This window comes from Paracoccus fontiphilus (assembly GCF_017356265.1).
Classification (GTDB): domain Bacteria; phylum Pseudomonadota; class Alphaproteobacteria; order Rhodobacterales; family Rhodobacteraceae; genus Paracoccus; species Paracoccus fontiphilus.
The window spans coordinates 85,518-98,897 of sequence record NZ_JAFNAW010000007.1; the positions used below are offsets into that span (position 1 = coordinate 85,518).

The window sequence follows — 13,380 nt, forward strand, 5'->3', positions numbered from 1 at the left end:
CGTCGTCAGGGTCGCTGTCGGACCCCCTCCATCCATGCCCATGTCGCCTGTTCGCGCCTCTCCCAGGGGGAAAGGATGTCACCGCGCTGCAAGGCTGTCAAATCGCGCGGCCTGCGCCGCCAGCACCGCCTGGGTGCGGTTCTGCACGCCCAGCTTGCGCATGATCACGGTCACATGCGCCTTGACGGTGGATTCCGCGATGTCCAGGTCATGGGCGATCTGCTTGTTCAGCTTGCCTTCGGAAATCAGCGACAGGATCTTCGACTGCTGCGCGGTCAGGCTTTCCAGCCTGTCCCGCGTCAGGGCCAGCGGCTTCGCCCCCGCGGGCTCGGCCGTCGCGAAGCCGTCCGGCAGGTAGATCTCGCCCCGCCCGATCCGCGCCAGGGCGTCCTGGAACACCTGCCGCTGGCTGTGCTTGGGGACATAGCCCGATGCCCCGAACTCGATCGCCGCGCTCACGATGGCGGGACTGGTCAGCGACGACACGATCAGCAGCGCCGCGTCGGGCGCAGCCTTGCGCACCTTCAGAAGCCCGTCCAACCCGTCGGCATCGGGCAGGTTCAGGTCCAGGAACACCGCATCGGGCTGCGGCCCAAGGGCCAGTTGCCCCAGGCATTCCGCGATCGAGCTGCTGGTCCGCACGCTGCTGATGCCGCCCACGATCTGCAGCGTGATCGACAGCGCGTCCGAGAACAGCGGATGATCCTCGACGATCAGGACCGAGGCGATGGGACGGGACGGTGTCTGGTTCATGGCGGGATGCCCTTCGCGGTTTCGGTCAGTCTAGGGCGGTCCGGGGCGCCGCGTCCATGCCGCAAAGGTCGGTCCCCAGGGCCAGCGGTTCGACCGGCTGCAACGGTCGCCCCCCGTCGGCCCAGTCGTCCACACCGCCCGGATACCAGCCGATGTCGCGGAACCCCAGGGCAGCGACATGCTGGACGGCGTTCCAGCTCATCCAGCAGTCGGTCTTGCAGAACAGGACAATGGGCCGCGTCGGCGGGCAGTCGGCCAGGGACGCGCGCAGTCCGGCGGCGATGCGGGGGTCGGGACGGCCGCGCCCGATCTCGGGCAGCCAATGGGCGCCGGGGATGGTGTCATGCGGCTCCGCCACGATCCAGGCGCCGTCGGGCGCGATGCCGTGGCCGGGCGCCGCCATGGCGTCGATCAGCAGCGCCCCATCCGCGACCAGGCCAACCACCGCTTGGGCATCCACGACGCGTCCGCCCGGCACCCGGTCCGGCACCGGCGCGCGATAGGCGCCGATGCGCAGGCCCGTCGTCGCGTCGAAGACCGCCTCGGCCCCGGCGGTCGGTGGCGTCAGCGCGATCAGCGCGGCCGGGATCAGGCGCGGAATGTTCATTGCCCCAGCTTTCCACAGCGCCCCGCACCCACCAATTCGACCTTCCGCCTAAGACCCCCCTCCCCCCGGCCGACCATTGGAGAATTGCCGCAAGCCGCCCCCTGCCCCGATCCTGTGACCAACTGCGAGGAGGGACACGGACATGCGCAAGGCAACGATCTGGGCCGGTTTCGGCATCATTCTGGGGGCGGCCGCCGCGCTGGGCCATGGCGACACCGCGCCGCAATCGGTGGACACGACCGGCCTGCCCGACCTGCCCACCGAGATGGCGACCGAGAACCCTTGGCGCGAGGCCGATCCGGCGGTCCTGTTCAAGGCGGTCGAGGTCGGCGCCAAGGGCTTCAACAGCAACTGCGCGCGCTGTCACGGGCTTGGCGCGATCTCGGGCGGGCTGGCGCCGGATCTGCGCTATCTGGAAGCCAACGAGTTCGGGGACGAGTGGTTCCTGGACCGCATCCTGCACGGCTACGAACAGAACGGCGCGGTCAAGATGCCGCCCTTCGAGGGCATCCTGAACCAGCAGGCCATCTGGGCAATCCGCACCTATGTCGAGACCCGCGCCGACGAGGTGGAGATCGCCGACCAGAAGGACAAGCTGACCGCCATGCGCGACAAGCTGGCCGCCGCCGCCGAAGACCCGGCCACCGCCACGGCACTCGCCCCCGAACTGGCGGCGGCGGGCGAAGGGTTCGAAACGCTGTCGGGCGCCCCCCGCGCCGTGACGCCCTTCGACGAGGCCGCGTGGCAGTTGTCGTCCGAACCGCCCCACATCAAGGCGGCCATCGAAACCTTGTCCGCCGCCGTGCGGAACTGACGGGAACCGGGGCCGTGGCCGCGATCCTGTCCCGCAGGCTTCCGGGGGGCGACGCCGGGCTAGTGGCCTTCGGGTCCGGCGTGACCGCGCCCGACCTGGACCGCGGCATGTGGGACAGCCATCGCGAGGGCCTGCTGGGCGCGCCGGACGCATGGCGCAGCGATCCCGGCCTGTGCCTGCTGGCCCCCCGCAATGCCGAGGATGCGCGCCACGTCCCTGTCCTGGCGGACGCGACCGGGCTTGGCCCCGTGGAGCGCATCGTCGTCACCATCGACTACAGCCCCTTTCCCCTGGCCCTCGTCTTTCATCCCGGCCGCGCCCTTCCCCTGCTGGGCTTCGGCGTCAAGTACGAGATCGCCGGGCCGATCCGCGCCTCTGCCCTGACAGGGGCCGAATGGATCATGGGCGGCGCCTTTATCGACGCCATGGGCGGCGGCTGTTCCGCACCCGCCGCGACCCATGCCCGCCCCGACTGGCAGGAAGGCTTCGGGGAAATGCGCGCCCGGCTGTGGCCCGACACCGGGCGGCTGCGCGTCGGCATCCGGCACCCGATGGACACCGGGCTGGCGGATGGCGTGCCCGCCCATCACCTGACCGACCTGACCCTAACCGACGCGCGCGGGGACGAGATCGCCCGGCTGGAGATCCACGAACCGCTGGAGGAAAACCCGGTCCTGACCTTCCTGCTGCCGCCCGCCCTGGCGCAAGGCCCGGTCCGCATCGCCGCACGCGACACCAGCGGCTTCCGCTTTTCGGGTGAGGTAGCGGCATGATCCTGACCCGCCGCCAAATCCTGCTGGGCGGCGCCGCGGCGCTGCTGCCGGTGCCCGCAATCGCCGCGCCAGAATACCGGCTCATGCCAAGGCAGGTGGCGGATGGCGTCTGGCTGGTCGAAGGCGCGCAGGAGAGCATCACGCGCCAGAACGGCGGGGCGATCTGCAACATCGTCCTGCTGGAAACGGCTCAGGGCGCGGTTGTCGTCGATACCGGCGGCACCCACCGCCACGGCGCGGCGCTGCGGGCCTTTGCCGATCAGCGGCTTGGCGGGGTGGCGGCATCGTTGAACACCCACCACCACCCCGACCATTGGTTCGGCAACGGAGCCTTTGCCGACCGGCCCATCCACGCCCTGCCCGGCACCATCGACGCGCAGAGGGCGGGGGCGCAGGCGCTGTCGGACGGGCTTTACAAGATCCTCGGGTCGTGGATGCAAGGCACCGCGCCCTTGCCCGCGACCATCTCCGTCGAAGGCGACCTAGCCCTAGGCGGGCGCGGCCTGGCCGTGATGGCGCTGTCCGGCCATACGGGGGCCGACCTGGCGCTGATCGACCGGCAGACCGGCACCCTGATCGCGGGCGACCTGCTGTTCCTGGACCGCGCGCCCAGCTTTCCCGATGCCGACATCGCCGCGTGGCGCAAGGCGCTTTCCACCCTGGGCGGCCTGCCCATCAGCGGCACCATCCCCGGCCACGGCCCCTTTCACCGCAACAGCCGCGCCGTGGCGCAGACGCTGGCCTATCTGGACGCCTTCACCGCCCGCATGGACGCCGCCGCCGGCCTTGGCCTCACGCCCGCCGAAACGCTGGCCGCCGGCCCCATGCCCGACTTCGCCCATCTGGTCGCCAACCCCGCTGAATATTGCCGCGCCGTTGTCCAGCAATGGCGCGCCCACGAGATCAGCGCCCTGCCCGTCATCGGCGGCAGCGTCTGAAGGACAACCGAGAAACACGTTTGCGACAGAGGAGGAGAGACGATGCGCAAATCTTTCACCATTCCGTCCGTCAGCGCGCTGGCGCTGCTGGTGGCGGGCAGCCTGTCGGCCGCCATGGCCAAGGATGTCACCTGGGAGGACATTCTGAACGACGAGACCACCACCGGCGACGTGCTGATGTACGGCATGGGCAACAACGCCCAGCGGTTCTCCACGCTGAACCAGATCAACGCGGACACCGTCAAGCACCTGCGTCCGGCCTGGGCATTCTCCTTCGGCGACGAAAAGCAGCGCGGCCAGGAAACCCAGGCCATCGTCCATGACGGCACCATCTACATCACCGGCTCCTACAGCCGCATGTGGGCGCTGGATGCCAAGACCGGCGAACGCAAGTGGAAGTTCGAGGCCCGCCTGCCCGACGACATCCGCCCCTGCTGCGACGTGATCAACCGGGGCGCGGCGATCTATGGCGACAAGGTCTATTTCGGCGCCTTGGATGCCAGCGTCTATGCGCTGAACAAGGAAACCGGCAAGGTCGAATGGCGCGAGAAGTTCGCGGACCACAAGGTCGGCTATACCTTGACCGGCGCGCCGACCATCATCAAGGACGCGGAATCCGGCAAGGTGATGCTGATCCACGGCAGTTCGGGCGACGAGTTCGGCGTGATCGGCCGCCTGTTCGCCCGCGATCCCGACACGGGCGAGGAGTTATGGATGCGGCCCTTTGTCGAAGGGCACAAGGGCACGCTGGCGGGCGCGGAAAGCACGCCGACCGGCAACCCGGATGCGCCAAGCTGGCCGGTCAATCCCGACGGGTCCAAGGTCGAGGCCTGGCACCATGGCGGCGGCGCCCCTTGGCAGTCGGCGGCCTTCGACGTGGCGACCAACACCATCGTGGTGGGCACCGGCAACCCTGCCCCCTGGAACACCTGGGCGCGGTCGCAGGACGGCAACTTCAAGGATTACGACAGCCTCTACACCTCGGGCCAGGCCTATGTGAACCCGACGGACGGCGAGGTCGTGGGCTTCTATCAGCACACGCCCAACGACGCCTGGGACTTTTCCGGCAACAACGAGATCATCCTGTTCGACTATACCGACAAGGATGGCAACACGCACCGCGCGGGCGCCCATGCCGACCGCAACGGCTTCTTCTACGTGACCGACGTGGAGGCGCTGTCGAAGCGCGGCGAGGAGATCAACAAGCCCACCGCGCTGCTGAACGCCTTTCCCTTCGTGGACAACATCACCTGGGCCAAGGGCATCGACCTTGAAACCGGCCGCCCGATCGAGGTCGAAGGCCAGCGTCCGCCCCTGCCCGAGGAAGGCGAGACGAAGGGCGCCACCATCCAGGTCTCGCCCCCGTTCCTGGGCGGCAAGAACTGGAACCCGATGGCCTATTCCAAGGACACAGGCCTGTTCTATGTCCCCGCGAACAACTGGACCGAGGACTACTGGACGGAGAACGTGACCTACCAGGCGGGCGCCGCCTATCTGGGCCAGGGCTTCCGCATCAAGCGGATGTATGACGACCACATTGGCACGCTGCGCGCCTTCAACCCGGCCACGGGCGAGAAGGTCTGGGAACACAAGGAGGAATTCCCGCTGTGGGCTGGCACGCTGGCCACCGGAGGCAACCTGGTCTTCACCGGCACCTCGGACGGCTATGTCAAGGCGTTCAACGCCCAGACGGGCGAGGAACTGTGGAAGTTCCAGACCGGGTCCGGCATCGTCAGCAGCCCGATCACCTGGGAAATGGACGGCAAGCAATACCTGGGCATCGCCTCGGGCTATGGCGGCGCGGTGCCGCTGTGGGGCGGCGACATGGCGCAGCTGACCACGCAGGTCAGCCAGGGCGGGTCGTTCTGGGTGTTCGAGATCCCGAACGAACTGCTGGCCTCGGCCCAGTAAGAACCACGGCGGGGGCGCGCAGCCCCCGCCTTTCCGTGGGAGGAACCATGTATCGCCATTCCATCGCCTTGGCCCTGCTGCTGGCCGCGCCGTCCGCCCATGCCGCCATGGCCGACCCGCTGGCGGGCGCGGGCTATCCGGTCATCACCGACACCGACGACCGCCCGGATGGTCCGCAGACCATCAACGGCTGCGAGTTGAAGCCCGGCGCGTCATGCCCCGGCGTGGACCTGTCGCACCAGGATCTGTCAGGCATGTCGCTGAACGGGGCGGACCTGACCGGCGCGCGGCTGGTCCGGGCCAACCTGCACGGCGCGTCCCTGAAGGGCGCCGCGCTGACCGGGGCCGACCTGCGCGGGGCGGACCTGTCGGAGACCTACCTGCAAGGCGCCACGATCCGCGACGCCGACCTGACGGGGGCGGATCTGGATTATTCCCGCATGGCCGGGATCGACCTCAGCGGATCGAACCTGACCGCCGTGTCGATGGAGGCCGTCTGGGCCAGCAAGGGCCGCTTCGTCGGGGTGACGCTGGTGGCCGCCGACCTGTCCGAGGCGAAATTCTACAACGCCGATCTGGCGGGCGCGACTCTGGGCGACAACACCAACCGCTTCACCATCTGGGAAGGCGTGCACATGGAGAACTGCACCGGATGCCCGGTCGATTGGTGATCCTGGCGGCCTTGGCCGTCAGCGTCGCCCATGCCGACCTGCCCGCTTGCCGCGCCCTGCCCGACGATGGGGCGCGGCTTGCCTGCTACGACGCCCTGCCCCTGCCCGCCGCAACGGCATTCAGCGGCAATGGCAGCGGTATGGCGGGGCCGTTCACCATCACCGCGCCGCGGATGCTGGGCTTCGCCAGCGACGACGCGATCCTGGTGGCCTATCTTCTGGACGACGCCACCGGCGCGGTCGTCCAGAACCTGCATCACGGAGGTGCCGGTGCCGGGCGCTTCCTGATCGAAGCGCCCGGCACCTATCGCGTCCAGGTCAATGCCTCGGGCGGCTGGCGGATCGAACTGTACCTGCCTTAGGGTTTACTCCGCCGGAACGGCGACCGGCGCGGGGGCCGCATCCCGGTCCAGGGCGCGGTCCCGTTCGGGCGAGGTCTTGTGGTGCGTGGCATAGATCATCGCGCCCACGAAGGTCAGCCCGCCGACCAGGTTGCCGATGACGGTCGGGATCTCGTTCCAGATCATGTAGTCCATGATGGTGAAGTTGCCGCCCAGCAGCAGGCCCGCCGGAAACAGGAACATGTTCACGATGGAATGCTCGAACCCCATGTAGAAGAAGATCAAGATCGGCATCCACATCGCCATGATCTTGCCCGACACGCTGGTGGACATCATCGCGGCCACGACGCCGGTGGACACCATCCAGTTGCACATCACCGCGCGCACGAACAGCGTCAGCATCCCGGCGGCGCCATGGGCGGCATATCCGACCGTGCGGCCTTCGCCGATATGGCCGATCTTCTCGCCGACGGCGTTCGGCGCCTCGGACCAGCCGAAGGTCACGATGATCGCCATGAAGATCGCCACGGTGAAGGCCCCCGCGAAGTTGCCCGCGAAGACCAAGCCCCAGTTGCGCATCATGCCGCGCAAGGTGACGCCCCGGCGCTTGTCGATCAGCGCCAGCGGGACCAGCGTGAAGACTCCCGTCAGCAGGTCGAAGCCCAGCAGGTACAACATGCAGAAGCCCACCGGGAACAGAAGCGCGCCGATCAGCGGGTTGCCGGTGTTGACGGTGACGGTCACGGCAAAGGCCGCCGCGAGCGCCAGGATCGCGCCTGCCATGTAGGCGCGGATCAGCGTGTCCTTGGTGGACATGAAGACCTTGGCCTCTCCGGCGTCGATCATCTTCTTGGCGAAATCCGCCGGGGTGACATAGGACATGATGCGTTTTCCCTGTTGTTCTTCTTACCAGCTTGAATAGGCGAAGCATTTTCCGGACATGGTCAGCCTGACGCGGTCGCCCCTGGGATGGGGTCCGCGTTCCAGGTGCATGGAAAAGTCGATCGCGGACATGATGCCGTTGCCGAACTCCTCGTTGATCAAGGCCCTGATGGTCGTGCCGCAGACGCCGACGATCTCGTGAAGGCGATAGATGTAGGGATCGGTCGGATCGGACTGGTCCCAGATCTTCAGCGGGCTTTCGGCCAGGATCTCCACCGCGCCGTCAGGCAGGCCCAGCAGGTCGGCCAAGGCGCGGGAATCGTCTTCCGGAAAGGCGTTCATGCCGGTCGCGGCGGAATGCAGCCAGACGGGCGACATCCCGACGCGCTTCTTGGCGCGCAGGATCATGGCGGTCAGATCGTCCCGGTCCGGTTCGCCAACGATCATCTTGTCCATGGCCGTTTTCCCCTAGGCCGCGTTTTGGTGTCGGCTTGTGTCCAGCATGACGCGCCCTGCGTTGACGTGGACGGGGTAGGTCTGGAGCTGTCCGGTGTCGGGGGCCTGGGCGGTGCCGGTGTTGAGGTCGAACACCCAGTTGTGGAGCGGGCAGGTCACGGCGGTGCCGTGGACGATGCCCTCGGACAGCGGCCCGCCCTTGTGAGGGCAGCGGTCGTCGAGCGCGAAGACCCGGTCGTCCAGGGTGCGGAACACCGCGACGCAGCCCCCTGCCGTCTTGACCACGCGCGCGCCCTGGCGCGGGATGTCGTCCAGGGATCCGATGTCGATGAAAGGGCTCATTCGGCGGCCTCCAGGGTCAGGTCGGCCAGGGGCGCCCAGCGGGGCGTCTCGGCGGGGGTGGAGAGATCGGCCCAGGGGTCGCGGCGATAGACCGACTGGCTGGTCTCGAAGCGTTCGACAAGGGCGCGGCGGTTGTCGGGGTCATCCACGACCTGCGCCTTGATCCAGTCGAGGCCCACCCGGCCCATCCATTTCCAGACCCGGTCCAGGTAGCGGGCGTTCTCGCGGTAAAGCTGGGTCACGGCCAGGATGATGGCGATCGCCTCGTCCTCGGACGGGGTGGATGCGAGGGGCACGGTCTCCTTGACCTCCATGCCCGCGGCGCCGCCGATGACGATGCTGTAGCCGCTGTCCACGCAGACCACGCCAATGTCCTTGCAGGTGGCCTCGGCGCAGTTGCGGGGGCAGCCCGACACGCCCAGCTTCAGCTTGTGGGGCGTCCAGGACCCCCACATCCGCTTTTCCAGCTTGATCCCCAGGCCCGTCGAGTCCTGCGTGCCGACCCGGCAGAACTCCTTGCCGACGCAGGTCTTGACGGTGCGCAGGCCCTTGGAATAGGCCGCCCCCGACACCATGCCCGCGGCGTTGAGATCCGCCCACATGTGCGGCAGGTCCTCCTTGCGGACGCCCAGCAGGTCGATGCGCTGCCCGCCCGTGACCTTGACCATCGGCACGCCGTACTTCTCGGCCGCATCGGCGATGGCGCGCAGCTCGGCCGGGGTGGTGACGCCGCCCCACATGCGCGGGACCACCGAATAGGTGCCGTCCTTCTGGATGTTGGCGTGGTTCCGTTCGTTGACGAAGCGCGACTGGCGGTCGTCCTGGTACTCCAGCGGCCATTCGGCCAGCAGGTAGAAGTTCAGCGCCGGGCGGCAGGAATGGCAGCCGCCGACGGAGGTCCAGCCCAGCTCCTGCATCACCGCCGGGATCGACTTCAGGCCCAGCGAGCGGATCAGCCGGCGCACGTCCTCGTGGCTGTGATCGGTGCACTTGCACATGCCGGCGGGGGCATCCGCCACCGCGCCGCCCAGGGCCAGCGCCATGACCTGCTGGACAAGCCCCGTACAGGTCCCGCAGGACCCGCTGGCCTTGGTGCAGGCGCGCACCTGGTCCAGCGTGCAGGCCCCGCCCGCCACCGCCTCGAGGATGGTGCCCTTGGAGACGCCGTTGCAGCCGCAGATCTCCGCCTCAGGCGGCAAGGCTGCAACGGCCGCCATAGGGTCCGGGGCGGCACCCCCCTGGAAGGCCGGGCCGAAGATCAGCGTCTCGCGCATGGGGCCGATGTCGGTGCCGTCCTTCATCAGCCCGTAAAACCAGGCGCCGTCGGCGGTGTCGCCATACATCACCACGCCGGTGATGCGGTCGTTTTCCAGCACCAGCCGCTTGTAGATGCCGCGCCCCGGATCGCGGAACACGATGTCCTCGCGCCCCGGCGCGTCCGCGAAGTCGCCCGCGCTGTAGAGATCGCAGCCCGTCACCTTCAGCTTGGTCGCAGTCTGCACGGGGGCAAAGACCGCCTCCTGATCCAGCAGCGTCTTCGCCAGCACCTTGGCCTGGTCGTAGAGCGGCGCCACGAGCCCGAACAGCTGGCCGCGATGTTCCACGCATTCGCCAAGCGCGAAGATGTGCGGATCCGAGGTGCGCAGCGCGTCGTCCACGACGATGCCGCGCTCGACCTCCAGATGCGCGTCCACGGCCAGCCGCGTCTCGGGGCGGATGCCCACCGCCATGCAGACCAGGTCGGCGGGGTAGACGGTGCCGTCCTCCAGCAGCACGGCCTCGGCCTGGGTTGTGCCCAGGATCGCCTTGGTGGCGCCCTTGCAATGGACGGTGATGCCGCGCTTTTCCAGATCCTTCTGCAGCAGATAGCCCGCCGCCGGGTCCAGCTGGCGCTCCATCAGGTGGCCCATCAGGTGGATCACGGTCACGCGCGCGCCCCGCGCGGCCATGCCCGCCGCCGCCTCCAGCCCCAGAAGCCCGCCGCCGATCACCACGGCGTCCTTGCCCGCGGTGTCCATCATCGCCCGCGTGTCCTCGAGGTCGCGATAGGCCACCACGCCCGGCAGGTCGCGGCCCGGCACCGGGATGACAAAGGGCGCCGACCCGGTGGCGATCACCAGGGCATCGTAAGGCGCGCCCCCGCTGCCGGAATACACCACCCGGTTGGCCCGGTCGATCCGCACCACCGGCTCGCCAAAGCGGCAATCGACGTTGTGGGCGGCGTACCAGGCGTCGTCATGGGTGACGATCTCCTCGTAGCGCTTCTCGCCCGACAGCACCGGCGACAGCATCAGCCGGTTGTAGTTGCCCCGAGGCTCGGCGTTGAACAGCGTCACGTCCCAGGCACCCGGCCCAGCCTCGAACACCTGCTCCAGCAAACGACCAGACGCCATCCCCGCACCAATGATGACAAGCTTCTTCTTCATGGCTGACATCCTTTCTCAGGCGGCTTGCAGGGCGGTGCGGGTCTGGCGGATCGAGACGTGCATCCACAGCGTGCAGGCGGCCACCAGAAGGAACAGGACGGCAAAGCAGCTGGACCAGCTTCCGGTCGCGTCCTTCAGCCAGCCGAACACCAGCGGCAGGAAGAACCCGCCCAGGCCCCCGATCATGCCGACCAGGCCGCCGACTGCGCCCACGTTCTGCGGGTAATAGCTGGGGATGTGCTTGTAAACGGCGGCCTTGCCCAGGCTCATGAAGAAGCCCAGCGCGAAGATCACCACCAGGAACGCGGCCACCGGCAGGCCGGGCATCAGCGCCAGGATGCCCGTCGCGGCCAGCGACACCAGGAACGTCGCATACATCACGGCGCGCGCCCCGATCCGGTCCGACAGCACGCCGCCGTAGGCGCGGAAGACCGAGGCCGGGATCGAATAGGCCGCCCCGATCATCCCGGCGGTCTTCACGTCGAAGCCATAAACGCCGATCAGGTAGTGCGGCAGCCACAGCGCCAGCGCCACGAAGGCGCCGAAGCTGAAGAAGTAGTAGGCCGAGAAGCGCCAGACGCGCAGGTTCCCCAGCGGCGCGAACTCGGCCCGCAGGCTGCGCAGGGGCGCACGGGTGCCGCGCCGGACGGCGGTCACGGGGTCGTCCTTGGACAGCGCCCAGAAGGCCAGCGCCGTCAGCGCCAGGACCCCCGCCCAGATCTGCGCGGTGGCCTGCCAGCCCAGCGCGATCATCACGAAGGGCGCCGCGAACTTGGTCACGGCGGCGCCGACATTGCCGACCCCGAAGATGCCAAGCGCCGTGCCCTGCCGCGCCCCGTCGAAGAAGCGCGAGACATAGGCCACGCCCACGGCGAAGGAGCCGCCCGCGATGCCGACGCCCAAGGCCGCCAGCAGCATCTGCGGATAGGTGGTGGCCCAGGACAACAGGAACGTAGCGGCGGCGGCGGCCAGCATGGTCAGCGTATAGACGGCGCGGCCGCCGATGCGGTCGGTGGCGATGCCCAGGACGATGCGGACCAGCGATCCGGTCAGGATCGGCATCCCGACCAGCAGGCCGAACTGCGTGTCGGTCAGGGAAAGCTGCTGCTTGATCTGGATGCCGATGATGGAAAAGATCGTCCAGACCGCGAAGCAGACCGTGAAGGCGGTGGTGGACAGGCTCAGCGCGCGGCGCGCGTCGCCGGGGGCGGCAGGGGACATTGCGGACATGGGTTCTCCGATGCGGGCCGGGTTGCAGTGGCTGTCGGAAGGCGCGCGGCATCATTGCCCCACAAGGGCCTTGCCGGATCGTCACGCTTCCAGAAGATGCCGCATCGTTGCGAGCGGGCCGGTGGCGCGCCATTGCGCCGGGCCATGATCCCGTCCTAGCGGATCATCCGCGCCCGCCCAAGATCTCCGTGCCGATCAAGAGTGGCCCGAGCCTCGTCCTGCCGCAAACGCGACACGTTTGCGCGCGCCTGCCCGCGCTTTCATCAGTTTGCGAAGCAAACGACAGCGGAATCGGACCGGAAGCGCACAGAACGCGACCCCCACCGAAGGAATCACGGAGCCGTTCCCCCGGTCGCGGGACCGGCGCGCCTGCCGCGGGAGGGAGAGGGCGACCCTTCAGCCAGGGCGGGTCGCGCCGTTCGTGCTTCATGCCAAGCCGGCACGGGCGTTCCGGCCGCCTGCCGTCGACGCCGCGACATCCTGCATATCCAGCCAGCCACCCCGCGATTTGCGCACAGCGCCTGTGCGCCCCGCGCCATTCAGTCGCGGCGCAAGTCCCGCTAGATAGGCGGCATGGACGGTTTCGGAGGCATCATGCCAGGCAATACCCTGCACAGCTATGGAAAGATCGCCCGATCGCTGCACTGGCTGACCGCGCTGATCATCCTGGCCAATATCGCATTGGGGCTCGTGGCGGTGCGCCTGCCGATGGACGCGCTTGATGCCAAGGTCGGGCTGTTCTCGGTCCACAAGACGCTGGGCATCGCGGCCTTCACGGTTGCCCTGATCCGGATCGCCTGGGCGCTGATCCAGCCCCGGCCGGTGCCGGTCCATCCCGAACGCAGGATCGAGACGTTTCTTGCCGAAAGCGTGCACTGGGTCCTTTATGCCGCGCTGGTGCTGGTGCCCCTGAGCGGCTGGATCGAACATGCCGCGACCGAGGGCTTTGCTCCGATCCTGTGGCCGCTTGGCCAGGGCCTGCCGCTGGTCCCGAAATCGCCCCAGCTTGCCGAAACGATGGCTTCGGTCCACGGCATCTTTGCCTGGCTCCTGATCGGCGCCATCGCGATGCACGTGGCCGGCGCCCTCAAGCACGCGGTCATCGACCGTGACGGCGTTCTGGCGCGGATGCTGCGCGGCAGCCCCGCAGGCGACGCCCCGGCGCGACGCCACCGTGCCCCCGCCCTTGCGGCGGTTGCGGTCTTCGCCCTGTCTCTTATACACATCTGACGCTGC

Annotated in this window: 14 protein-coding genes; 7 read left to right on the forward strand and 7 right to left on the reverse strand. The window is 68.4% G+C overall.

The annotated features are described in order from the left end of the window. Positions 1 to 78: 78 nt before the first annotated feature. Both J0F76_RS04550 and J0F76_RS04555 read right to left on the reverse strand, forming a co-directional pair. Positions 79 to 753: a LuxR C-terminal-related transcriptional regulator gene (locus J0F76_RS04550; protein ID WP_207466214.1), complete on the reverse strand. Its 675-nt coding sequence runs from the start codon at positions 751 to 753 to the stop codon at positions 79 to 81. 25 nt (positions 754 to 778) lie between these two features. Continuing rightward, on the reverse strand, positions 779 to 1,360 hold the full coding sequence (locus J0F76_RS04555; protein WP_207466216.1) for a rhodanese-like domain-containing protein: 582 nt from the start codon (positions 1,358 to 1,360) through the stop codon (positions 779 to 781). Positions 1,361 to 1,502: 142 nt separating this feature from the next. Here J0F76_RS04555 and pedF point away from each other — a divergent pair, with 142 nt between their 5' ends. The 6 genes from pedF to J0F76_RS04585 are packed head-to-tail and all read left to right on the forward strand — an operon-like array spanning position 1,503 to position 6,829. Beyond that, positions 1,503 to 2,174, forward strand: a complete 672-nt coding sequence (gene pedF / locus J0F76_RS04560) for a cytochrome c-550 PedF (RefSeq protein WP_207466218.1) — start codon at positions 1,503 to 1,505, stop codon at positions 2,172 to 2,174. 14 nt (positions 2,175 to 2,188) lie between these two features. Continuing rightward, on the forward strand, positions 2,189 to 2,947 hold the full coding sequence (locus J0F76_RS04565; RefSeq protein ID WP_207466220.1) for a quinoprotein dehydrogenase-associated SoxYZ-like carrier: 759 nt from the start codon (positions 2,189 to 2,191) through the stop codon (positions 2,945 to 2,947). Beyond that, positions 2,944 to 3,885, forward strand: coding sequence for a quinoprotein relay system zinc metallohydrolase 1 (locus J0F76_RS04570; protein WP_207466222.1), 942 nt, complete (start codon positions 2,944 to 2,946; stop codon positions 3,883 to 3,885). Before J0F76_RS04565 ends, J0F76_RS04570 begins: the two co-directional genes overlap by 4 nt. A 42-nt stretch (positions 3,886 to 3,927) precedes the next feature. Further along, positions 3,928 to 5,796 (forward strand): PQQ-dependent methanol/ethanol family dehydrogenase, encoded by a 1,869-nt coding sequence (locus tag J0F76_RS04575; protein ID WP_207466224.1) that lies wholly within the window; start codon positions 3,928 to 3,930, stop codon positions 5,794 to 5,796. Between the two features lie 47 nt (positions 5,797 to 5,843). Continuing rightward, positions 5,844 to 6,467, forward strand: coding sequence for a pentapeptide repeat-containing protein (locus tag J0F76_RS04580; protein WP_242689982.1), 624 nt, complete (start codon positions 5,844 to 5,846; stop codon positions 6,465 to 6,467). Next, entirely contained in the window at positions 6,449 to 6,829 is a 381-nt protein-coding gene (locus tag J0F76_RS04585) for a hypothetical protein (RefSeq protein ID WP_207466227.1), read from the forward strand. Before J0F76_RS04580 ends, J0F76_RS04585 begins: the two co-directional genes overlap by 19 nt. Positions 6,830 to 6,832: 3 nt before the next feature. On the opposite strand, the gene J0F76_RS04590 is transcribed toward J0F76_RS04585, so the two are convergent. Genes J0F76_RS04590 through J0F76_RS04610 form a run of 5 tightly spaced genes read right to left on the reverse strand, consistent with a single transcriptional unit; the run spans position 6,833 to position 12,144 of the window. Then, positions 6,833 to 7,690: a formate/nitrite transporter family protein gene (locus J0F76_RS04590; RefSeq protein WP_207466229.1), complete on the reverse strand. Its 858-nt coding sequence runs from the start codon at positions 7,688 to 7,690 to the stop codon at positions 6,833 to 6,835. Positions 7,691 to 7,714: 24 nt separating this feature from the next. Then, a complete protein-coding gene (locus J0F76_RS04595; protein ID WP_207466231.1) occupies positions 7,715 to 8,146 on the reverse strand; it encodes a cyanase in 432 nt (143 codons plus the stop codon). Between the two features lie 12 nt (positions 8,147 to 8,158). After that, positions 8,159 to 8,488 carry a nitrite reductase small subunit NirD gene (gene nirD / locus J0F76_RS04600; RefSeq protein ID WP_207466233.1) on the reverse strand — a complete coding sequence of 110 codons (330 nt, stop codon included), beginning with the start codon at positions 8,486 to 8,488 and terminating at the stop codon, positions 8,159 to 8,161. Next, the gene (gene nirB / locus J0F76_RS04605; RefSeq protein WP_207466235.1) at positions 8,485 to 10,914 is read right to left on the reverse strand and encodes a nitrite reductase large subunit NirB; all 2,430 of its coding nucleotides are present in this window, start codon (positions 10,912 to 10,914) and stop codon (positions 8,485 to 8,487) included. The genes nirD and nirB overlap by 4 nt, the downstream gene beginning before the upstream one ends. A gap of 15 nt (positions 10,915 to 10,929) precedes the next feature. After that, positions 10,930 to 12,144, reverse strand: a complete 1,215-nt coding sequence (locus J0F76_RS04610) for an MFS transporter (RefSeq protein WP_207466237.1) — start codon at positions 12,142 to 12,144, stop codon at positions 10,930 to 10,932. Between the two features lie 594 nt (positions 12,145 to 12,738). Between J0F76_RS04610 and J0F76_RS04615 the strand changes: the two genes are divergently transcribed. Next, entirely contained in the window at positions 12,739 to 13,374 is a 636-nt protein-coding gene (locus J0F76_RS04615; RefSeq protein ID WP_207466238.1) for a cytochrome b, read from the forward strand. The last annotated feature ends 6 nt before the right edge of the window (positions 13,375 to 13,380 follow it).